The following is a 22965-nucleotide window of genomic DNA, read 5'->3' as shown; positions in this document are numbered from 1 at the left end:
CTAAGAAATCGTGATTATTCATTAGTTTTCAGTTTAGATGGAAACCTGAAACCTGAAACTTGAAACAAAATAAACAAAAAAAAATTTGTTAGTCAAAACCAAAGCAATAGTAATTTCGGCATTAAAATTTCAGGAGAAAAGTTTGATCGTAAAATGTTTTACACTTTCAAATGGCTTGAAATCTTATTTTGTGCGCGATGCTTTTTCGAGTCGGAAAGCAAGTCAGAAAATTGCTTATTTCCAGCCTTTATCTATTCTTGAGATCGAAGCCGTTCATAAAAATAAAGGCACATTAGAAAACTTCAAAGAAATTAGATCTGCGGTTCCGTTTCAGAGCATTCATACTGATTTGATAAAAAGTACAATGGTAATGTTTCTGTCCGAAATGTTGCATTACTCCATTCAGGAAGAAGAAAAGAACGAATCATTATTCATTTTTTTAGAAACTGCTTTAACTTGGCTTGACCATCATGACGAAATTTCTAATTTTCATTTAATTCTACTTTTAGAAGCTACCAAATATTTAGGTTTTTATCCCGATGTTTCGGAAATTGATTTACCTTATTTCGAAATGATCGATGGTGTTTTTATACCTTTTCATGGTTTTAATGCACTTACAGAACACGAAACCAATGTGTTTAAAAAACTAATTGATTTAAAATTTGACAACGACCAAAAAGTATTTAATGTGACCGAAAGACAAATTTTATTGAAGATTCTAATCGATTATTATAGTTTCCATTTAGACGGATTTAAAAGACCAAAATCCTTAGAAGTTTTGAAAGAAATATTTTCTTAAAACCGATTCCTATTTTTATATATTTGTGCGCTGAATTTTTAGTAAATGTTAATGTTTTTCTCATTTAATAAGTTAATTCAGAAACAAAACCACATCCAAAAATATTAATTTTTTAAGAAAAAGACTACTATGAAGAAAATTACATTCTCGATTTTTTTGCTTTTATTAGTTTGCGTTTCAGCATTTTCCCAAAGGAAATATGATGAAATCGTAAACACAGACAGTGCTGTACAGGATTTGGTACAGAACGGGATTACAGGAATTGTTGTTTTTAAAGAAGGAGCAACTATAAAAGGTTTGGATCCTGAAACTAAAAAAGTGGTTTGGACTTTGACCAAAGAGGATTTTGGAGGTAAATCAGCAGCGGATATTATAGCTGACACAGATCTTACAAAACTTTTTGCAGATAAAAGTTCTTTAACAAACGTTGCCGGAAGTCCTTATGTTGAAGCTTACATCAATAGTAAGTACATGATCATTAATACTGATACTGGTAAAGTAGTTTACAATTCATCAAAAGAATCTTTTTGGGTAACGCAATCAGATTTTATTCCTGAAACAAATGAGTATTTGCTTACTTTGAAAAAAGATGGAGATATGGCAATCGCATTGTTGGATATGACAACTGGCGAATTAAAATGGAATACTACTGTAGACAAAGCAAAATCATTATTTAGCTTTTCTTTCAAGGAATCAGTAAACACAAACATTGCTACAGTTCACGGATCAGTAATTTACTATTTACTATACGGAAAATTATATTCTTTTGACAGAGCGACAGGGAAGTTAAACTGGAAAGGTGAAGAAGATTATTCTAAATTCTTTTTAACTCAAAACGATAAAAACATTGTTGTAGTTAACAATACTGGAACTTTTTCGACAAAACAATATTTGAATGTTTTGAATACAGAAACAGGAAAAAGTATCTGGAAAGAATCTATCAAAACAAAAAGAGTTGTTTATCTTGAAGATTGGGGAACAAAAATATTGGTAGCTCATTACAGCGGATTTAACTTTTTTGACTTAAAAACAGGAGAAAAAATCTGGAAAAAAGATGCACGTGGAGACGGATTGAAAAGAGTAATTCCTATCGATCAGGATTTCTTATATGTTGCTGAAAACGAAATGATGTTGATCAACAAAGACGGAGAAAAACTTTGGAAAAAATTCATCGAAATCTCTGATGATAAAGAAGATCCAATTTACTACTTAGGAAAAGTTGGTGAAAAAGTAATGTACCTTACTGGAACTTACGGAAATATGGTAGATTATAAAACAGGAGTTAAACTTTGGAAACGTAATATCTCGTTTGACAAAGATCGTCCGGTTTTGCCTACTTATGACGAAGCTACAAATTCTTACTTAGTATATAATGACGAGAAATTATACAAATTTGATCCAAGCATTAGCGACAAACCAGAGCCGTTTGCTAAAGTAAATATCAAAAAAGAAAAAGAATTAAACAGTATCGAATTATTCCCTTGGGGAGTTGTGCTTTCTGGTCCGCTTGAAGTAATGGGAGTTAATATGGATGGAACAGTTAAATATCACCTTACATACTCACAACCTGGAGAAGGAACAAGACGTCTTCTTAAAAGTGCTGCCATTGTTGGAAGTATCGGTTTAGGAGTTGGAGCTGGAGTAAGCGAATTTAAAGGTTCTGAGGTGACAATGACATATCGCGATTCTAGCGGAAATATGAGAACTACTGTTTTAGTGCCAGAAGATAAGAAGAATATGGATCAGGCAAAAAATTATGCAGCAGGATCAGCAGCTTTAGGAATTGTAGCGGCTAAATTTAATTCTCGTTTTAATGCAATGAAACAAAACAGAGACTACTCTTATATTTTTGCTAAAGCAGAAACAGGAGAAAAAATTCTTGTAAAAGTGAGTAAAGTAGACGGAGTTGAGGTTGATAAAATTATTTTTACAAACAACAAACCGCTTTATGAAGTAGATCCTGCGACACAAAATATTTTTTATGTGTCTGATAAATCTATTCAAATCTTCAATAAAAAATAAGAAAATTAAAACTCTAAAGCCATCAGAAGTTGTTTCTGATGGCTTTTTTTTTGCCTATGAAAAAAACGTTACTCTTAATTGCTTTGCTTGTAATTGGTTCAATTCAGGCGCAAGAAAAAATAAGCTCAAAAACGAAGAAATTTAAAATTCCGGTAATTCGATATTCAGAATTTCAAGCTCTTGACAATGTATTAACGCAAACGGCTTTTTATCAAATGGATAAAGGTTTGCAAGAAGAAGAAACCAATTTAAAGAAGAACTACTTTAATATTAATGGTTTTATAAAAGATCCTGTAAATGGGAAGCTTAAGTTGTATCTGACCTTTGCGATGCCCAGATATACGCAAATGAATATTGATAGTACATTTGATAAGAAAGAAAACAAATGGATTTATAGTGCGCGTTCTAATTATTTGACGAATGTAAAACTCGATGTTAAGTATGGAGATAAAATTCTATTGACTAAAGATTTTGGAGGTTCAGAATCCTATTCTATTAGCGTGGGAAGTAGTCTGGGATCTATGAAAATTGCAGCTTCAGAAAATGACAAAAAAATAAGAGCCGCAGTCAAAGAATCGGATTATAGTAGTGTAGGACTTGGATTTGATAATGTTATTTATCAGGCTGCAGGAAGAATTCAGGAATTTTTAGATTATAAATTCGGATATACAACTGATATTTCTAAAGAAAAATTCGAATTTGTAACTTCAAAAGGACATTCGGAATACAAACAAATGCTTGCTTTTGAGACCGAAATTACGGCTCAAATGGAGAAAGTAACTCTTGAAAAAGGTTTGGACGAAAAGTTATTGGCGCCACATTTATTGTATTTAGAAAGTTTGTTGGTTAAATATCCGCTTTCTCCGGCAAATGAAGACATTCGTTTTATCGTTACCAACAATTTGGCTGAAACTTATTTTTTACTTGAAAACAAAGAAAAAGCTTTGCAGTTTGCTAATTTATTGATCGAAAATGATAAACTAGATTCAAGAGGATCGACAATTATCGAAAGAGTTAATAAAGCCAATTTTGTAGATAAGAAAATAAGAAATCACACCACTCGTTTTGCAGATCTTAAAAAGCTGGGGTTAAAAATTGCCGAAGAAAAAGAAGAATTGAGATTGGCATTTTTTGAAAAAATTGATCGTCAGGAAGCAGATTGGAATATTGAAAAAGAAAATAGAGCCGCAGCTTTAGAAAAAAGCAAAATTCAGCGTGAGAATATGCTTGATTCTATCGCGTATCAATCTAATCCGGATTTGCTGGCAAAAATCATTGCTAATTTAGGCGGAAGCGATGTTTTGAAAAAAGTGGAGAAAACACATTTGTTATCGAAACTAACTTTAGAAGAAAGTAATATTCCTCAGACAGAAGAAAGATGGGCGACAACGACAAATTATCTTTTGAAAAAGAAAATGCCTGAAGCTTATTATGAAATTGTAAACGGACCGGAAGCCTGGAGTCATAGCGATCGCGAAAGTGGAGTTGAGGCAAAATGGGCAAAATTACCAATGTACACTTACGGTAATCTTTCGACAAATCTGGATCCGGTTAATTTTTTAAGTGCTTTAAGGCTTGATTTATGGAATAAATTAGAGCTTCAGCAAGATGAAATGGTTGACGGAAAATTGTGTTATCATTTTAATTATTTCGAAAAAACTTTGAACGCAAGTAACAGAACGATTCCTAAAACAGATTACCATCTTTTTGTAGACAAAGAGAATTTTTCGATTGTTGCAACAGAAAGAACAGAATTTGATGACGGAAACAAAAGTTTTTTCGAGCGAAAGCTATTTAAAGATTATCGCCCGATAGCAGCTTTAAATTCAGGAAAGATTCCGCATAAAATAAATTACGAAATTGAAGATTTTTACGGAGATACTTTCTATCAGGAAAGCCGTGAAAAAGTTGAGGTAAATGCTATTTTTGGAAATAGAATTTTCATGAAAGAAGTTTATTTCGGAGGATTTAAATAGTTTTTTACATTAGAAAAAAAGAATAAAGAGAATTGGTTAGTTTTAGGATTATTTACTCAAAAATTTGAGATAAGTACCGGAAACTAATCAATTCTTTTGTTTTTGTATCTATAATCTCAACAAAAGTTTGTGAAATTTCAAGAAATTGATGGTCAATAATCCAAAATTCCTTACTTTCGCACCTCGTTTAAGAAAAGGATAAAATGAGCACAAAATTTACTGAATACAAAGGACTTGACTTGCCAACAGTAGCGTCAGAAGTACTTGATTTTTGGAAGAAAGAAAATATATTTGAAAAGAGTGTAACTACTCGCGAAGGAGCAGAGCCTTTCGTATTTTTTGAAGGTCCGCCTTCAGCAAATGGTTTACCGGGAATTCACCACGTGATGGCACGTGCGATTAAAGATATTTTTTGCAGATATAAAACTCAAAAAGGTTTTCAGGTAAAAAGAAAAGCCGGCTGGGATACTCACGGTTTACCTGTAGAATTAGGTACTGAGAAAGAACTTGGAATTACAAAAGAAGATATTGGTAAAACAATTTCTATCGAAGAATATAACGAAGCGTGTAAAAAAACCGTAATGCGTTATACCGACGTATGGAATGATTTGACTGAAAAAATGGGATATTGGGTAGATATGGAAGATCCATATGTTACTTATAAACCAAAATATATGGAGTCTGTTTGGTGGCTTTTGAAACAAATCTATGATAAAGGTTTGTTGTATAAAGGATACACAATTCAGCCATATTCTCCAAAAGCAGGAACAGGATTATCTTCTCACGAAGTAAATCAGCCTGGAGCTTATAGAGATGTTACAGATACTACGATTGTAGCACAATTCAAAACTTTGCCGGAAACTTTGCCAAGCTTTTTACAAGGTTTTGGTGATATTCATATTTTGGCTTGGACGACAACTCCTTGGACATTGCCGTCGAATACAGCTTTGACAGTTGGACCAAAAATCGATTATGTTTTAATAAAAACATTCAATCAATATACTTTTGAACCGGTAAATGTTATTCTTGCTAAAAAATTAGTCGAAAAGCAATTAGGGAAAAAATTTGCTCCATTTGCAGCGGCTAGTAGTGATGGGAAAGGATTTCCTGTTGGGACTTATGATGGGAAAGTCGCTACTATTCCGTATGAAATTCTTGCTGAGTTTAAAGGAGCTGACTTAGTAGAGATTCGTTACGAGCAATTATTACCATATGTATTACCTTACGAAAATGCTGAGAACGCATTTAGAGTAATTGCCGGAGATTTCGTTACTACAGAAGACGGAACCGGAGTTGTACATACTGCTCCAACTTTTGGTGCTGATGATGCTAAAGTTGCAAAAGAAGCTAAGCCGGAAGTGCCGCCAATGTTGGTTCTTGACGAAAGCGGAACACCAGTTCCATTAGTAGATTTACAAGGAAAATTCACTTCACATTTAGGTGAATTGGCTGGTAAATACGTGAAAAACGAGTATTATGATGCAGGACAGGCGCCAGAGCGTTCTGTTGATGTTGAAATTGCTATTCGATTAAAAGAAGAAAATAAAGCCTTTAAGGTTGAAAAATACGTACATAGTTATCCACACAGTTGGAGAACTGATGAGCCGTTATTATATTATCCACTAGACTCTTGGTTCATAAAAGTAACCGATGTAAAAGATAGAATGTTCGACCTGAACGAAACTATCAATTGGAAGCCTAAGTCTACTGGTGAAGGACGTTTTGGAAATTGGCTTAAAAATGCTAACGACTGGAACTTATCTCGTTCTAGATATTGGGGTATTCCGTTGCCAATTTGGAGAACTGAAGACAAAAAAGAAGAAGTTCTTATTGGTTCTGTAGAAGAATTGTACAATGCGATCGAAAAATCTATCGAAGCAGGTTTTCAAAAAGAAAATCCGTTTAAAGGTTTTGAAATCGGAAATATGGCTGAATCAAATTATGATTTAATCGACTTACATAAAAATGTAGTAGATCAAATTACTTTAGTTTCGGCTTCTGGACAACCAATGAAACGCGAAAGTGATTTAATTGATGTTTGGTTCGATTCTGGAGCAATGCCTTATGCACAATGGCATTATCCTTTTGAAAACAAAGATAAAATTGACGAGAATAAAGATTTTCCGGCGAACTTTATCGCTGAAGGTGTCGATCAGACTCGTGGATGGTTTTATACCTTGCACGCAATCGGAACTTTGGTTTTTGATAAAGTAGCTTATAAAAATGTAGTTTCTAATGGTTTAGTTTTAGATAAAGACGGAATAAAAATGTCTAAAAGTAAAGGGAACACGATTGATCCTTTTAAAACCATTGCAGAATTTGGTCCGGATGCCACACGTTGGTATATGATTATGAATGCAAATCCTTGGGATAACTTGAAGTTTGACCTTGAAGGAATTGCTGAGGTTCGTCGTAAATTCTTCGGAACTTTATATAATACCTATTCATTCTTTTCGTTATATGCGAACATTGATGGGTTTAAATACGCTGAAGCGGAAATTCCGTTAAACGAAAGACCGGAAATCGATCAATGGATCATATCTGAATTACATTCTTTAATAAAATTTGTTGACGAATGCTACGAAGATTACGAACCAACAAAAGCGGCGAGAGCTATTTCTGACTTCGTTCAGGAAAACTTAAGTAACTGGTACGTTCGTTTATGTCGTCGTCGTTTCTGGAAAGGTGAATATGCTCACGATAAAATTGCAGCTTATCAAACGCTTTATACTTGTCTGTTAACGATCAGTAAATTAAGCGCTCCGATCGCTCCTTTTTTCATGGACAAATTGTACCGAGATTTGACAAGTTCGACAGAATCTGAGCAATATAGCAGTGTTCACTTGGCTGAGTTTCCAAAATTTGTCGAAAACTTTGTTAATAAAACGTTAGAGAGCAAAATGCAGAAAGCGCAAACCATCTCCTCTTTGGTTTTATCGCTTCGTAAAAAGGAAATGATTAAAGTGCGTCAACCTTTGCAAAAGGTAATGATTCCAGTACTTGACGAGAATCAGAGAGCTGAAATTTTAGCTATTTCTGACCTTGTAAAAGCCGAAGTAAACGTTAAAGAAATTATACTTTTAGACGATGATTCTGGTATTTTAGTAAAACAAATTAAACCTAATTTTAAAGCGCTGGGACCACGTTTTGGTAAAGATATGGGTCTGATTTCCAAAGAAATACAATCTTTTTCGGCAGATCAGATTAATCAGTTAGACAAGCAAGGCACGTTAGATATTGTTATTGCTGGAAATAATGTAACTTTATCACTAGAAGACGTCGAAATAACATCGCAGGATATTGAAGGTTGGTTGGTTGCAAATTCAAACGGAATTACGGTTGCGCTTGATATTACAATCTCTGAAGAATTGAAAAACGAAGGTATCGCAAGAGAATTGGTAAACAGGATTCAAAATATCCGTAAGGATTCTGGATTTGAAGTTACTGATAAGATAAAAATTCAAATAATGAGAAGCGGTATCTTAGAAGATGCAATTCTGAAAAATGAAGACTATGTTAAGTCTGAGACATTAACAGATGATTTGGTTTTTGTGGACGCTTTAGAAAACGGCACAGAAATTGAGTTTGATGATATTAAAACATTGATATTAATTTCAAAATAATATAAATACCATGATAGATGAAATTACAAGATACTCTGATGCTGACTTAGCAGAGTTCAAAGAAATAATTCAAGTTAAAATACAAAAAGCACAAGCCGATCTGGATTTAATAAAAAGTGCTTACATGAACGATTTGAATAACGGAACAGATGATACTTCTCCAACTTTCAAAGCATTTGAAGAAGGAAGCGAAACAATGTCTAAAGAAGCAAACTCTCAGTTAGCAATTAGACAAGAAAAGTTTATACGCGACCTAAAAAACGCTCTATTCCGTGTTGAAAACAAAACGTATGGTATTTGCAAAGTAACAGGTAAATTAATTGGCAAAGAAAGGCTTAAAATCGTTCCTCATGCTACAATGAGTATCGAAGCTAAAAACTTGCAACGATAATCTACTTCTAAATACAAATAAGCGCTCCTTTTAGGGGCGTTTTTTTTGTTTAATGTTTTGCGAAACTGTTTAAAGATTGGGTGTTTTTGTTTTGAAAGAAATTATCTATAATTATTACAAATAAGCCAAAATATAGACTGTTTGTTTTTGTAAGAAGATCGAAAAGCAGGAAGATTGAGGTTGGAAGGGTATATTTTAATTAGAACTGCTCATAATCTGAACAGTTCTAATTAATAAAAACGAAGTTTATTATGCTAGGTTTTTTTCTAAGTCTAATTTGTGTTTTCTTAAAATGGCTCTCGTCATTCCTAAATTTGCTTTAGTAGAATCTGCCGCAAGATAAATCATGAATTTTTTGTTAGGAGAAATGTCGATAATATGGATTTGATTTGATAATGTGATCAAGATATCTTCGATTTCCTGGTTTAGATTTAAGGCTTTTACAGCGCTTAATTTTGCTTTTACAACTTCAAGGTTGTAAGCTGCAGCAAGTTCAGGGTCAAAACCTGGATCTATTGTTAGATTTCCAAAGCTTAGTCCTGATTCAATTTCGGTTACAGCTACTGCAATAAAGCCGTTTACGTTAGTTTTCATTTCATTTAAAAACACGTTTAAGAAGTCGTTACTCATAGTTTAGTGGGTTTGTTGGGTTAATAGATTTATGTTATTTTAATAGGGAATTCTTACTTAGTTCGGCTGCTACTTCATCTGTTGAACGCATTAACAAGCCCAGATTGCTTCCATCTCTGGAAAAAGCAATTATAAAATTTGTGCCGCTTATTTTATTTCCAATTACAACTCCTTCAGAGGTTTTCAGGAAGAGTTGTTTTAGTGCTCCCTTATCCAAGTCGATTAAGAATTTCTCGCTCATAGATAAGATTGCTGCGCTCATTGCTGCAATGCTGTCTCCATAATCCAAATGAAGAGAAGTGATTAGTTTTCCTTTTCCATTTAGAATTAATGCAGCGCTGGATTTTGTGTTCACTAAAAAATCGTTCAAGGTGGTTGTGATTTCATTCATAATTTGTAGGATTTAGGAGAGTGATTAAAAATAATTCGTTTTTGTATGTTTGGTGTGATAAATATAGCTTTTTTAGCTAAACAAATGTTAATTTTTATTAACAAATTTAAATTAATTTATGTATTATTGTAATACCCAATTATGAATGATTTTATTTATTCACTATAAACAACTTGTACTATGGCTAAAGTATTGAAATTTAAAGAGGTTAACTCTGATGTTGAGAGTAGAATGAAAGAATTTGAAAAATTACGAATCAAGTTCAAAGCTGATGTAAAAAAGGCTGAGGCCAAAAAAGCAACTGCTGGAAAAGAAGGTAAGGGATTGCTTAAGTCGATATCGGATTTCTTTGCAGATAGTCCAAAAGCACCAGCTAAAGCAGTTGTAAAAAAATAGAATATAGTATAGAATTAAGCCTGAACAATATAGGTTTGGTTTTATTACAAAAGAATTAACGCTCCATAAGGGGCGTTTTTTTTGATTAAATTGTTACTTTTGCGCATCAAAAAAATTTAAAATGACATTACGAAAAGCGTATTTCCTTATATTCTTAGTTTTAATTGTTGATCAGCTTTCAAAAATCTATGTAAAAACAAACTTTGTTTTAGGAGAAGAAGTTGTTATTGCTGATTGGTTCAGAATTCATTTTATTGAAAATGAAGGAATGGCTTGGGGAACAAAGATTCCTGGTGAATACGGTAAATTGATTTTGACAGTTTTTAGAATTTTCGCCGTTTTCGGAATTGGATATTGGTTAGCTGATGCAATAAAGAAACGTCATTCTACTTATTTGATAGTTGCGATTGCGTTAATCTTTGCCGGTGCCGCAGGAAATATTATTGATTCGGTATTTTACGGAGTGATTTTTGACGACAGTACACATAGTTTAGCAACACTTTTCTCGCCAACTCCATACGGATCATGGTTTCATGGATTGGTTGTAGATATGTTTTATTTTCCTATTTGGGAAGGAAATCTGCCAACTTGGTTGCCAATTTTTGGAGGTAAACATTTTGCTTTTTTCAATGCAATCTTCAATGTAGCCGATATGGCAATTTCAACAGGAGTTGGAATCTTATTAGTTTTTAATAAAAGAGCATTTCCAAAAACAGCATAATTTAGGTTTTAAAATTCCAAAACATAAATTCCAAATTCCAATATTTGAAGCGTTCATTGCTTGCAGATATTGGAATTTGGAATTTTACATAATTGGGTTTTAATATTTATTGTGTTATTTTTACCGTACGAAAAACCAAACTTATGCAAAGTCCGTCTTTCTCTATATATGATGCATCTGCAGGATCGGGAAAGACCTATACATTGGTTAAGGAATATCTCAAAATTATTCTTTCGTCTCCCAAAAATGATGCTTATCGAAATATTCTCGCCATAACTTTTACCAACAAAGCGGTTCATGAAATGAAAAGCCGTATTGTTGGAAGTTTGTCTGAGTTTGCCAAAGAACAGCCTTCTGCGAAAGCAGTCGATTTAATGGAAGACTTGTCTCGCGATACAGGACTTTCGGTAATTAAAATCAAAACAAAATCGCAAAGTATTATAAAGCATCTTATTCATAATTATGCTGCTTTTGATATTTCTACAATCGACAAATTCACGCACAAAGTAATACGTGCTTTTGCGCACGATCTAAATTTGCCAATGACTTTTGAAGTTACATTGGATACTGAAAATTTACTAATCGAAGCTGTGGATGCAATTATCGCTCAGGCCGGACAAGATGAAACTTTGACAAAGTTGCTGATTGATTTCACAATGGAAAAAACCGATGACGATAAAAGTTGGGATGTTTCGCGTGAAATTTTAGAAACAGGAAGATTGGTTTTAAATGAAAATAATCGAAATGAGATTTTGCATTTTCAGGATAAATCGATCGAAGAGTTTGTTGAAATAAAAAAGAAAATGCTGGTTCTTTGTAAAGATCTGGAGTCTGAAAATGAAACTTTTGCAACAGAAGCACTTTCTTTAATTGATAAAAACGGAATTGATTTAAAATCATTTTCCCGAGGAACTTTTCCGAATCATTTAGAAAGTATTCGTGATGGAAAATTTAATCCACGAAATAAAACATTTCATGAATTCGATGATATTGCGATTAATAAAACGGCTAAAGACATAGCTTTAATCGAAAACATAATTCCGGAACTGCTTCAGATTCTGGAGAAAATTTATAAAAACTTCGAAAAGAGAGATTTTTATAAAGCCTTTCTGAAAAACATAACGCCACTTTCTCTTCTGAATACTGTTAGTAATGAGTTGGCGAAAATTCAATCAGAACAAAACGTTTTGTCAATTTCTGAATTTAATGCGATCATACATCGTGAAATTCAGAATCAGCCTGCGCCTTTTATTTATGAGCGTTTAGGTGAAAAGTATCGTCATTTTTTTATAGATGAATTTCAGGATACTTCAGAGATGCAATGGCAAAATTTGATTCCGCTTATACATAATTCACTTTCCGGTGAAGATGATTTTGGAAACAAAGGTACTTTGATGATCGTTGGAGATCCAAAACAATCTATTTACAGATGGAGAGGAGGAAAGGCTGAGCAGTTTATCGAATTAGGAAAAGAAGAAGCTTCTTTTTTTAATCACGAAAAAGTAGTTAAACATCTCGATACAAATTATAGAAGTTACAGTGAAGTAATTGATTTTAATAATGCCTTTTTTAAGTTAATTGCAGCCGAATTCTCCAATGAAGATTATAAGGATTTGTATGAAAATCATAGTTTTCAGAATTCAAATTCAAAAAAAGGTGGTTTTGTAAATATTTCTTTTCTGCCAATAATTGAAAAAAGCGAAGGAGACGACGAAGAAGTGGTTGAAAAATCAGATTTGTATGTTTTGGCAACTTTAAATACAATTCAAAAAGTAATTCGGGAAGGTTTTGAATATAAAGACATTGTGATTCTGACTCGAAAAAGAGATCAGGGAATTGCAATTGCGAATTATTTGACAGAGCAGAATATTCCGCTTTTGTCTTCAGAAACCTTGATGATTCAAAATGCAACAGAAGTTCGATTGATTGTTTACTTATTGAAATATCTAAATAATAGCGCCGATCTGGAATCGAAAGCTAACTTTTTGCATTTTTTGGCAACACATAAAGAAACGAATATGCCAATCCACGACTTTATTGCGATGGGAATGGCAAAGAAGTTTGAAGCTGATTTCGAAAAATGGCTTTTGACTTTTGATGTTTCGCTTTCTTTTGAAGATGTTCGTAAAAAATCATTGTACGAAGCAGTTGAGATTATCATTTCGAAGTTTGTACTTCCGTCAGAAGGAAATGCATATATTCAGTTTTTTCTGGATATAGTTCTGGAAAGAGATATTAGAAATCAGGCCGGAATAGCTGATTTTTTATATTTTTGGGATAAAAACGGAGAGCGATTTAGTATTCCTTCCCCAGAAGGGAATAATGCTGTTCGAATTATGACCATTCATAAGTCAAAAGGTTTGGAGTTTCCTGTGGTTATTATGCCTTTTGCTGAAGAAGATTATAATCGAAAGCCAAAAGATAAATTGTGGCTGGATACAGAAGATTCAGGTTTGGATATTCCAAAAGCTTTAATAGACAATAGTAGCGCGGTTGAAGGTTTTGGAGAAAGTGCGTCGGCAGTTTTTAATCTAAAGAAACAAGAGGAATTGCTTGATAATGTCAATGTTTTGTACGTTGCGTTGACTCGGGCAGAAGAACAATTGTATGTGATTTCTCAATCGATAAAAGAACGAAAAGATGGTGATTTTCCATATAATATGGCTTCTTTCTTTATTAAATATTTAATTAGTGAAGGAGTTTACGATCCTGAAAAGTTAGAATACGATTTCGGAAATAAAACAAGACTTTCGGCTTCAAGTAAATCTGTTGATTTAGTAAAACCGATTCCTGTAGTTTCAGAAGTTTTAAATCCGAAGAATATAAAAATTGCACAGCGAGAGGCTTTAATGTGGGGAACGCATCAGCAAGAAGCGATATCTTACGGAAATGTTGTGCATGAGATTTTGGCTTTTGTTAAAGATAAATCTGATGTGGATTTGGCAATTACAAAAGCGCTTGAAAATGGTTTGATTAAAGTTGATCAGGTAGAAATGGTTTCAAAAACACTTCAGGAAATTGTAAATCACGCTGAATTGAGTTTTTGTTTTGATGGAAATTATTCGATTTTAAACGAACAGACAATAGTTCAAAAGGAAGGGAAGATTTTAAAACCGGACAGAATTGTGTTGACGAAGAATAATGAAGCTTATCTTTTGGATTATAAAACCGGAGCAGTTAATTCTAAATATGCACAGCAACTTCAGGAATATCAGGATGCTATTGAAGATTTAGGGTACAAAGTGTTAAAAAAAGCGCTGGTGTATATAGGAACAGAAATCGATGTAGTAAATTTGTGAAAAAATTAATCAGATGTTAAAGGATTAACAGGGTTTTTGATGCCTTAAAGTGTTAATATTTAACGTTTTAAATATAGTAAAATGTACGGTAAAATTAAAGAGCATTTGCAAAGTGAGTTGCAAACTATTGAAGAAAATGGAATTTTCAAAAAAGAACGTATCATAACATCTGCACAAGATGCTGAAATTACGATTTCTACAGGAGAGAAGGTTTTGAACTTTTGTGCTAATAATTATTTAGGACTTTCTTCTCACCCAGAAGTTATTCAGGCGGCTAAAGACGCTATGGATACGCACGGTTTCGGAATGTCTTCAGTTCGTTTTATTTGTGGAACGCAGGATATTCATAAAATTTTGGAGAAAAAGATTTCTGATTTTTATGGTACAGAAGATACGATTCTTTATGCAGCTGCATTTGATGCAAATGGTGGAGTTTTCGAGCCTTTATTAGGAGAAAATGATGCTATTATTTCAGATAGTTTAAATCATGCTTCTATTATAGATGGTGTTCGTTTGTGTAAAGCGGCTCGTTACAGATACGAAAACAGCAACATGGAAGACTTGGAACAGCAGCTTATTAAAGCTAATGAAGCTGGATCACGTTTTAAATTAATTGTTACTGATGGAGTTTTCTCTATGGACGGTCTTGTAGCGCCATTGGATAAAATTTGTGACCTGGCTGATAAATATGATGCAATGGTTATGGTTGATGAATGTCACGCAGCCGGATTTATAGGTGCTACTGGTAAAGGTACGCTTGAAGCGAAAGGTGTAATGGGACGCGTAGACATTATTACAGGAACTCTTGGTAAAGCTCTTGGTGGCGCTATGGGAGGTTATACTACAGCAAAGAAAGAAATTATTGAGTTGTTGCGTCAGCGTTCTAGGCCATATTTGTTTTCGAACTCACTTGCGCCTGCAATTGTTGGTGCTTCTATTAAGGTTTTTGAGCTTTTAGAAAAAGACACAACATTAAGAGATAAATTAGAGTGGAATACAAACTACTTTAAAGAAGGAATGAAAAAAGCCGGATTTGATATTATTGACGGAGATTCTGCAATTGTACCTGTTATGTTATATGATGCAAAATTGTCGCAAACAATGGCAAACGAACTTTTGAAACAAGGAATTTATGTAATAGGATTCTTTTTTCCGGTTGTACCAAAAGAAAAGGCAAGAATCAGAGTTCAGCTGTCAGCGGCCCATACAAAAGAACATTTGGACAAGGCTATAAACGCCTTTGTATCAGTGGGACAAATGTTAAAAGTTATATAATTCCCACTTTGGTGAAATTTTTGTAGGTTTTTTTTAACATTTCATTTTGTATTTAAAAAATTTGGTGTTACTTTTGCTTGTAATTAACTAAATTGTAATTAAAAAAATTAAGTATGAAACATCTTAACAAACTTTTAGTTGCTGTGATGATGGTGATGGGTTTAAGTTCTCACGCACAAGACAGTAACAATCCATGGGCTATCTCATTTGGAGTTAATGCAGTTGATACAAGAACCAGTTCTGGTGCCGGAAGCGGATTCTTTGATCAACACTTTTCTCAGCCATTCGCTGTAAAAGACAACTGGAACATCCTTCCTTCTTTATCTTACATCGGTGTAAATAGATATGTTGGACACGGTTTCTCTGTTGGTTTACAAGGTTCTGTAAACAAAATTGATAAATTCGTTGTTTTTGATCCAACTAATCCAGCACATGATAACAGAGGTAATGTTGTTAGTAATCCTGGTGACTTGATGTATTATGGTATTGATGCTACTGTAAAGTATAGCTTCCAAGAATTAATCAAATCTAAAGTAATCGATCCTTCGTTATCTGTTGGTGGAGGTTATACTTTCTTCGGAGATAACAGTTTTGGAACTGTTAACCCAGGTGCTGGTATTACTTTCTGGTTTACTGATGCTATTGGTCTTGAACTTGCTACAAAATACAAATGGGCTGTAGCTGCTAATGAAGATAAAACTTATGACAGATCTGTTTTCCAACATACTGCTGGTCTAGTTTTCAAATTCGGAGGTAAAGATACTGACGGAGACGGAATCTACGATAAAGATGATGCTTGTCCAGATGTTGCTGGTTTAAAACAATTCAACGGATGTCCTGATACTGACGGAGACGGAATCGTTGACGCTTCTGACGCTTGTCCAGATGTATTTGGTTTAGCTGCATTAAACGGATGTCCTGATACTGACGGAGACGGAATTGCTGATAAAGATGATGCTTGTCCAGATGTTGCTGGTTTAGCTGCTTTAAAAGGTTGTCCTGATACTGACGGTGATGGTATCGCTGACAAAGATGACAAATGTCCTACAGTTGCTGGTCCTAAAGAAAATGGTGGTTGTCCTTTCTTAGACGCTGACAAAGACGGTGTTGCTGATAAAGATGATGATTGTCCTACAGTTTACGGTCCTGCTTCAAACAGAGGATGTCCAGAAGTAACTTCTGAGGCTTTAGAAGATCTTAAAGTTCAAGCTAGAGCGGTTTACTTTAACTCAGGAAAAGCTACTTTCAAAACAGGAGACAAAGAAACTCCAGCTAGATTAGATGCGATTAAAGAAATCCTTAAAAACTATCCAAACGCGAAATTCTCTATTGAAGGACACACAGATAGTACAGGTTCTGCAAAAATCAACCAAAAACTTTCTGAAGATAGAGCTGCTGCTGTTAAAAACGCTTTGATCGAAAGAGGTGTTAACGCAGAAAACTTAGAGTCTAAAGGATTTGGATCTTCTCAACCAGTTGCAAGTAACAAAACTGCTGCAGGTAAAGCACAAAACAGAAGAACAGAAATTAGACACATTGGTTCTAAATACCAAGGTAAAATCTAATTTACTTTCTAAATAAATACTAAAAGCCATTCTTAATTGAATGGCTTTTTTTATTTTTATCAAATGATAAATACTTCTTTTCTCGAAAAAATTGCTGCCGTTGTAATTCAGGATTATTCTGCAAAACTTGCTGATACAACTATTATTTTGCCAAATAAAAGAGCTAAAGTTTTTTTAATAGAAGCATTGAAAAAAGAAACTAAAAGAACAATTCTTGCTCCTGAAATTGTTAGTATTGAAGATTTTGTGCAAGATGTCGCATCGATTAGATCAATAGACTCGATTGAACTTTTATTTGAGTTTTACGAAGTTTATCTTTCCATTACAGAAAAACAACATCAACAATCATTTGAGTTATTTGCAAATTGGGCTAAAACACTTTTGCAGGATTTTAACGAGATTGATCGTTATCTTTTAGAGCCTTCACATGTTTTGTCTTACCTAAAAGACATAGAAGATATTAAAAAGTGGGGCATTGAGGTCGAAAACAAAACACAACTTCTGGAGAATTATATTGACTTCTGGAAACTTTTGCCTTTGTATTATGATTCACTATACAATCATTTGCTGAATAAAGCAATTGGATATCAAGGTTTGATTTACAGAGAAGCTGTAAATAATTTGAATCATTTTTCGGATACCGTTTCAAATAAGACTTTTATTTTTGCGGGATTTAATGCTTTAAATGCTGCCGAAGAAAGAATTGTACAACATCTTTTAGCGCTTGATCAGGCGAAAATTTATTGGGACGTTGATCAGACTTTTCTAAATGATCCATATCACGATGCAGGATTATTTGTTCGTCGTTTTAAAGAAAGTTGGAAACATTATAAATCAAATCCTTTTGAATGGATTGTAGATGACTTTTCGCAATCTAAAAATATTCAGGTTATTGGAACTCCAAAAACTATTGGTCAGGCAAAGTTGGCAGGAAGCATTATTGAAAATATAATCAATAATGATCCGTCGACTTCTCTTGATAAAGTTGCTATTGTACTTGGTGAAGAAAATCTTTTATTGCCGGTTTTGTACGGATTGCCGGCTTCGGTTGGAGCATTGAATATTACAATGGGATATTCCGGGAAGAATAATCCATCGCAAATATTAATTGCAAAATTGTTTAAAATGCATACAAACGCACTTTCCAGAAAAGGAGATAGTTATGTTTTTTATTATAAAGATGTATTGGATATTTTGACGCATCCTTTAATAGAACCTTACGCGAAAGCAAATAATCTGGTAAAGATTATCAAAGAGAATAACTACACATTTATTACTCATAATAGGATTGTAGAACTCAATTCAAGTCCTTCGGTTTTGTTTGGTGTATTGTTCCAGAAATGGGAAAATGGATCAATGGCGGTTTTAGAAAATATCTCTGCACTTTTACTTTTGATAAAAGAAAATTTCAGCAATGATAATGAAGAAGAGAAAATTGCAAAAGCATTTGTTTTCTCTGTTTTCAAAGTGATTAATAAGCTTATTAATTATTATTCGCAGCATCATTATATTGATAATATTGATACGCTGCATGCCATTTACAAACAAATTATAGATGTAGCTGAAGTTTCTTTTGAAGGAGAACCTTTGCATGGTTTGCAGATTATGGGAGTTCTGGAAAGTCGTGTTCTGGATTTTGATACCGTTATTGTAACTTCTATGAATGAAGGGAAATTTCCTGCCGGAAAATCTCAGAATTCATTTATTCCATATGATGTAAAACGCGAATTAGGTTTGCCAACTTTTAAAGAAAAAGATGCCATTTATACCTATCACTTTTATCATTTGCTGCAAAGAGCAAAAAATATTTTTCTTATCTATAATACTGAAAATGATGGATTGGATGCGGGAGAACGAAGCCGTTTTATCACGCAGTTGGAAGTAGAAAAGCAAAGAAATCATAATCTTACTTTTGATATTTATAATCCGATTTTGCCAACAATGGCATATCAGCCTATGATAATTCCGAAGTCGGATGCGGTGATGGAACGTTTAAAAGAAATTGCTACTGCCGGTTTTTCACCTTCTGCATTGACGAGTTATATTCGGAATCCGATTGATTTTTATTTTCAAAAAATACTTCGAATCCGGGAAGTTGAAGAAGTTGAAGAGAATATTGCGTTAAACACTTTGGGAACCATAATTCACGAAACTTTAAAATCGTTGTATGATCCTTTTGTTGGGAAATTTATCTCGGAAAGTGATATTTCGAATTGTTTTAAATTATTAGATGACGAAGTTTTAAGACAGTTTAAATTGGTATACAAAGAAGGTGAAATCAAGAAAGGACGTAATCTTTTGGCTTTTGAAGTTGCAAAACGAAATGTTTCAAATTTCCTGAGAATGGAATTAGAAGAAATCAAGAATGGTGATGCAATTAAAATCATAGCTTTAGAGAAAACTTTCGAACGAGAACTAAATCATCCAAAATTGCCTTTTCCGGTTCTTATAAAAGGAAATGTTGACAGAATTGAGTTACGCAACGGAAAAATAAGAATCATCGATTATAAGACAGGAAAAGTAGAAAAGACGAATGTTATACTGAAATCATGGAATGGATTAACTCAGGAGCTTAAAAACGATAAAATTATTCAGGTTCTGGCTTATGCTTTTATGTTTGAACAAGAAGCTGGAGAAGTTCCTGTTGAAGTTGGAATTATTTCTTTTAAGAATTTGAAATCTGGATTTTTACCATTTGGGTTTAAAGAAGATAAAGAATTAAACTCCGTTGTTGGAAAAGAGATCTTAAACAATTACATCGAAGAAATTGTATTATTGTTGAAGGAGATTTTTGATATGAATATTCCTTTTGAAGAAAAAACAGAATAATTATCAGAAAGCTCCATAACATATTCGAATTCTTTAAGACCACTTTAATAATTAATTTGGTTGTTTGCGCTGTGGCCGTTTTGCTCGGTGGTTTTGATTATTTCTATATTTATTTTTTGAGTTTTGGTTTTTTGATGAGTATTGGTTTTAAGGAATTGTATCGAAAAACGGACTATTTGTTTTACACAAATAATGGTATTGCGAAGATTTCTCTTTTGGTAATAACTTACTTTTTTACTTTCTGTACAGCGGTTTTGTTGGCTCTTCTTGTATTTTTAATAAAGAAATTATTTTGAAAAAACATATTCTAGAAGTTGATGGAATCCAAAAAAGATTTAATGAAAAAGTAGTGCTTTCTGATGTTTATCTAAAATGCGAAACTTCAGATATTATTGGTTTGTTTGGTCGAAATGGTTCGGGGAAATCTACTTTGCTGAAGATTATTTTTGGCCTTATTTCAGCTCCCGGAAAGTGTATAAGAATCGATGGCGTTTCAAAAAATAATTCGGGGAATTTGTCTAACGAAATTAGTTATTTGCATCAGGAGCAATATATACCGAATCATTTGTCTGTAAAGAAGGCAATTTTGTTATCAATCGATAAACAAAATAGAGATAGTTTTTACGAAGATGAATTTATTCAATCTCTTTTAGAAAAGAAAATTCGGCATTTATCAGGTGGAGAACTCCGATATCTTGAAATTAAAATAGTACTTTTTAATCCTGCAAAATTCATTTTACTTGACGAACCATACAACGGATTATCTCCTTTAATGATTGAAGTTGTAAATGAAATGATCAAAGAAAATTCACTTAGAAAAGGAATTATAATAACAGATCATAATTATCAAAGTACCATTCAAATTGCGACTCAGCTAATTTTGGTTAAAGAAGGTAAGACGCATGTTTTAAAAGAAAAAAGTGAGCTTGTAGATAAAGGTTATTTGACAACTTCTGCTTTTTTATAAAAAGTTCTTAGCTAAACATTTTTTTGAAGAAACCTTTCTTTTGGTTTTCTGGTGTATTCGATGTGTTTATGCTTCCGTTTTCAAAACGAAATCTTCTAAACTTCATCAGTTTTACATTTAAGTCAAAGCGTAATTCGTCAACAGTTTTCATTAGATTATATTTTTTTGCAAATCTATGAAAAACTTACGCTAAACAAGGGTTAAGATAATTGCTCCAATAAAAATTCAATTATCTCAATCAGATTCTTCCGTTTTTAGATAAATATTCTTTTTTTCTTGGGATTTATTGTGTTTTTTGTTTTAAAAATAAAGAAACATTATGTGATAAACAAAAGTGGTTCAAATGGTTACGTGTGCTTTTTTTTTAACAAGTGTTTATCGGACAATTATATTATTTAAAAATATCTTTGGTCATTCCTTAAAAAATAAAATAACAATATGGTGGATCTAAATACACTTGTAGAAGAGACCGGAGCCGAGTCTGGATTGAGTTTTAATATAGATGGAGTTTTGCTTGAATCGGTTAATTTGGAGTATGACGGAAATGTTGCTGCAATGATTGGAATGATCTTAAAAATGTGTTTAGAAATGTCTGAAGATGTTAATAATGGCGATCTTAAACAAGTTATGATTAAGAACCGTGAAGGTATTGTGGTTGCTAATAAAGACGAAGAGGATAATTGTATAGCCTTGCTTTCTAAAGATATAAGTAAAATGGGCCTTTTGCTTCGCAAGATGGATACTGTTTTCAATAATTAATTTAAACCATAATTTAAACATGTCAGATTTTTTACAGAATTTTCAAAATGACTTAAAAGAAAACATTAACGGATTCATTGCAGTTTCAGTAACTGAAGTTGAAACAGGAATGTCTTATTGTTCACTTTCTTTAAATCCAAATTTTGATCCGGAACTAGCGTCTGCTTATAATCTGGAAGTTGTAAAAGCAAAATTAAGCGCTATTAAAGCGTTGGGATTAGATCAAAAAATCAATGATATCTTAATTACTCTATCAGATCAAATACATATTATCGATGTTTCTGAAGACGGTAAATATTTTATTTATTTAGCGGTTGATTCAACAAAAGCGAATCTTGGTTTAACAAGAGCAACGTTGGCTAAATTTAAAAAAGACATTATTTCAAAGCTTTAATTTTGCCCCCAAAATGAGAAAAGGCCGTTTCAATAGTATTTTGAAATGGCCTTTTTGTCTTATTTGATCTATTGAAAAAAGTCTAATAAGATAACTTTCAATTCTTCCTTGTTTTCAATGTGACTCATATGTCCATCTTCAAACGAAACAAGTTCAGCGGTTGTGTCTTCTATTTGAGAAATGCTTTCGTCGTAGTTTAAAACAGGATCTTTTTTTCCTAAGATCAACAAAACCGGAAATAGATTTTTTTGTAAAAGAGCTTCTCTGTCTTTTCTGATTTTCATTCCTTCAAGCGAAGCAACAATTCCTTGTAGCGGAGTTTTTAGCGCCTGAATTTTTACCTTTTCGATTTCATCAGCCAATCTTGTTCTGTTGTTTTTACTAAACAAATTCCCAATTGCAAGGCTTACAAAGTTTATAGCATTTTGTTTAACGGCTTTAATAGCGCGAGTTCTGTTTAGTTTCTTTTCGTGAGTATCTTCTCTGGAAGTTGAATTCAATAAAACTAGTTTCTGAATGTTATTTGGGAATAATTCGGCGAAAGCCAAGCCAACATATCCGCCCATAGAATGTCCAAGAATAGTCGCTTTTTCGATTTTTAAATGTTTTAAAACTTCCTGAACAGCATTTGCATTATCTTCCATTGCATGAACATATCCCAAACAATCAGATTCGCCATGACCTAATAAATCAATTGTAATTACGCGATGCTTTTCTGAGAATAAAGTAACATATTCCTGCCACATTTTTTTGTTCTCCAGAAAGCCATGAAGCAATACAATTGCGGTTCCGGAACCTGAATCAGTATAAGATATTTTTGTGTTTTTGTATAGAATGTTTTTCAAAATGGTATTTTAATTATGAAATGCGAAGATAAGAAAGCTTAAACTATATAAGAAATCTCAGGCAGTTTTAAGGATTACTTTAA

At 33.1% G+C, this 22965-nt stretch carries 18 protein-coding genes; 14 read left to right on the top strand and 4 right to left on the bottom strand.

Annotated elements, in window-relative coordinates; translation table 11 throughout:
* Positions 1-85 precede the first annotated feature (85 nt).
* The 5 genes from recO (at position 86) to WN975_RS17695 (ending at position 8811) form a co-directional block, all read left to right on the top strand.
* Positions 86-799, top strand: a complete 714-nt coding sequence (recO, locus tag WN975_RS17715; protein WP_337967649.1) for a DNA repair protein RecO — start codon at positions 86-88, stop codon at positions 797-799.
* A 129-nt stretch (positions 800-928) separates the two neighbouring features.
* Positions 929-2821, top strand: a complete 1893-nt coding sequence (locus WN975_RS17710) for a PQQ-binding-like beta-propeller repeat protein (protein WP_337967648.1) — start codon at positions 929-931, stop codon at positions 2819-2821.
* Positions 2822-2877: 56 nt separating this feature from the next.
* Positions 2878-4797 carry a hypothetical protein gene (locus tag WN975_RS17705; RefSeq protein ID WP_337967647.1) on the top strand — a complete coding sequence of 640 codons (1920 nt, stop codon included), beginning with the start codon at positions 2878-2880 and terminating at the stop codon, positions 4795-4797.
* Between the two features lie 203 nt (positions 4798-5000).
* A complete protein-coding gene (gene ileS, locus WN975_RS17700) occupies positions 5001-8420 on the top strand; it encodes an isoleucine--tRNA ligase (RefSeq protein WP_337967646.1) in 3420 nt (1139 codons plus the stop codon).
* Positions 8421-8430: 10 nt separating this feature from the next.
* Positions 8431-8811: a TraR/DksA C4-type zinc finger protein gene (locus WN975_RS17695; RefSeq protein ID WP_089352199.1), complete on the top strand. Its 381-nt coding sequence runs from the start codon at positions 8431-8433 to the stop codon at positions 8809-8811.
* A gap of 249 nt (positions 8812-9060) precedes the next feature.
* Here the strand turns inward: WN975_RS17695 and WN975_RS17690 are convergent, their stop codons facing one another.
* Entirely contained in the window at positions 9061-9441 is a 381-nt protein-coding gene (locus WN975_RS17690; RefSeq protein ID WP_099709822.1) for a hypothetical protein, read from the bottom strand.
* A 34-nt stretch (positions 9442-9475) separates the two neighbouring features.
* A complete protein-coding gene (locus WN975_RS17685; RefSeq protein WP_099709821.1) occupies positions 9476-9832 on the bottom strand; it encodes a roadblock/LC7 domain-containing protein in 357 nt (118 codons plus the stop codon).
* A gap of 180 nt (positions 9833-10012) precedes the next feature.
* Here WN975_RS17685 and WN975_RS17680 point away from each other — a divergent pair, with 180 nt between their 5' ends.
* From WN975_RS17680 to WN975_RS17650, 7 genes are all read left to right on the top strand, one after another.
* Entirely contained in the window at positions 10013-10228 is a 216-nt protein-coding gene (locus WN975_RS17680) for a hypothetical protein (RefSeq protein WP_337967645.1), read from the top strand.
* 121 nt (positions 10229-10349) lie between these two features.
* On the top strand, positions 10350-10949 hold the full coding sequence (locus WN975_RS17675) for a lipoprotein signal peptidase (RefSeq protein WP_099709819.1): 600 nt from the start codon (positions 10350-10352) through the stop codon (positions 10947-10949).
* A gap of 143 nt (positions 10950-11092) precedes the next feature.
* A complete protein-coding gene (locus WN975_RS17670) occupies positions 11093-14248 on the top strand; it encodes a UvrD-helicase domain-containing protein (protein WP_337967644.1) in 3156 nt (1051 codons plus the stop codon).
* Positions 14249-14329: 81 nt separating this feature from the next.
* On the top strand, positions 14330-15523 hold the full coding sequence (gene kbl, locus WN975_RS17665; protein WP_337967643.1) for a glycine C-acetyltransferase: 1194 nt from the start codon (positions 14330-14332) through the stop codon (positions 15521-15523).
* Positions 15524-15636: 113 nt separating this feature from the next.
* Entirely contained in the window at positions 15637-17088 is a 1452-nt protein-coding gene (locus WN975_RS17660; protein ID WP_337967642.1) for an OmpA family protein, read from the top strand.
* Positions 17089-17151: 63 nt separating this feature from the next.
* Positions 17152-19917 carry a PD-(D/E)XK nuclease family protein gene (locus tag WN975_RS17655; protein WP_337967641.1) on the top strand — a complete coding sequence of 922 codons (2766 nt, stop codon included), beginning with the start codon at positions 17152-17154 and terminating at the stop codon, positions 19915-19917.
* A 292-nt stretch (positions 19918-20209) separates the two neighbouring features.
* Positions 20210-20884 (top strand): ATP-binding cassette domain-containing protein, encoded by a 675-nt coding sequence (locus WN975_RS17650; RefSeq protein ID WP_337967640.1) that lies wholly within the window; start codon positions 20210-20212, stop codon positions 20882-20884.
* 7 nt (positions 20885-20891) lie between these two features.
* Here the strand turns inward: WN975_RS17650 and WN975_RS17645 are convergent, their stop codons facing one another.
* A complete protein-coding gene (locus WN975_RS17645) occupies positions 20892-21035 on the bottom strand; it encodes a hypothetical protein (RefSeq protein ID WP_337967639.1) in 144 nt (47 codons plus the stop codon).
* 287 nt (positions 21036-21322) lie between these two features.
* On the opposite strand from WN975_RS17645, the gene WN975_RS17640 reads away from it, so the two are divergent.
* Both WN975_RS17640 and WN975_RS17635 read left to right on the top strand, forming a co-directional pair.
* The gene (locus WN975_RS17640) at positions 21323-21643 is read left to right on the top strand and encodes a hypothetical protein (protein WP_337967638.1); all 321 of its coding nucleotides are present in this window, start codon (positions 21323-21325) and stop codon (positions 21641-21643) included.
* A gap of 19 nt (positions 21644-21662) precedes the next feature.
* Positions 21663-22037: a hypothetical protein gene (locus WN975_RS17635; RefSeq protein ID WP_337967637.1), complete on the top strand. Its 375-nt coding sequence runs from the start codon at positions 21663-21665 to the stop codon at positions 22035-22037.
* Between the two features lie 68 nt (positions 22038-22105).
* On the opposite strand, the gene WN975_RS17630 is transcribed toward WN975_RS17635, so the two are convergent.
* Complete coding sequence (locus WN975_RS17630; protein ID WP_337967636.1) at positions 22106-22882, bottom strand: alpha/beta hydrolase; 777 nt, start codon at positions 22880-22882, stop codon at positions 22106-22108.
* Positions 22883-22965 lie beyond the last annotated feature (83 nt).

Origin of the sequence: uncultured Flavobacterium sp. (genome assembly GCF_951805225.1) — a bacterium.
In the GTDB taxonomy this organism is placed as follows: domain Bacteria; phylum Bacteroidota; class Bacteroidia; order Flavobacteriales; family Flavobacteriaceae; genus Flavobacterium.
Note: the sequence above shows the minus strand (reverse complement) of the source record. Positions and strands in the feature narration are given on the sequence as shown.

Coding starts and splice junctions, on each gene's coding strand:
- WN975_RS17710 (WP_337967648.1), top strand. CDS start 929: ATGAAGAAAATTACATTCTCGATTTTTTTGCTTTTATTAGTTTGCGTT.
- WN975_RS17705 (WP_337967647.1), top strand. CDS start 2,878: ATGAAAAAAACGTTACTCTTAATTGCTTTGCTTGTAATTGGTTCAATT.
- ileS (WP_337967646.1), top strand. CDS start 5,001: ATGAGCACAAAATTTACTGAATACAAAGGACTTGACTTGCCAACAGTA.
- WN975_RS17695 (WP_089352199.1), top strand. CDS start 8,431: ATGATAGATGAAATTACAAGATACTCTGATGCTGACTTAGCAGAGTTC.
- WN975_RS17690 (WP_099709822.1), bottom strand. CDS start 9,441: ATGAGTAACGACTTCTTAAACGTGTTTTTAAATGAAATGAAAACTAAC.
- WN975_RS17685 (WP_099709821.1), bottom strand. CDS start 9,832: ATGAATGAAATCACAACCACCTTGAACGATTTTTTAGTGAACACAAAA.
- WN975_RS17680 (WP_337967645.1), top strand. CDS start 10,013: ATGGCTAAAGTATTGAAATTTAAAGAGGTTAACTCTGATGTTGAGAGT.
- WN975_RS17675 (WP_099709819.1), top strand. CDS start 10,350: ATGACATTACGAAAAGCGTATTTCCTTATATTCTTAGTTTTAATTGTT.
- WN975_RS17670 (WP_337967644.1), top strand. CDS start 11,093: ATGCAAAGTCCGTCTTTCTCTATATATGATGCATCTGCAGGATCGGGA.
- kbl (WP_337967643.1), top strand. CDS start 14,330: ATGTACGGTAAAATTAAAGAGCATTTGCAAAGTGAGTTGCAAACTATT.
- WN975_RS17660 (WP_337967642.1), top strand. CDS start 15,637: ATGAAACATCTTAACAAACTTTTAGTTGCTGTGATGATGGTGATGGGT.
- WN975_RS17655 (WP_337967641.1), top strand. CDS start 17,152: ATGATAAATACTTCTTTTCTCGAAAAAATTGCTGCCGTTGTAATTCAG.
- WN975_RS17645 (WP_337967639.1), bottom strand. CDS start 21,035: ATGAAAACTGTTGACGAATTACGCTTTGACTTAAATGTAAAACTGATG.
- WN975_RS17640 (WP_337967638.1), top strand. CDS start 21,323: ATGGTGGATCTAAATACACTTGTAGAAGAGACCGGAGCCGAGTCTGGA.
- WN975_RS17635 (WP_337967637.1), top strand. CDS start 21,663: ATGTCAGATTTTTTACAGAATTTTCAAAATGACTTAAAAGAAAACATT.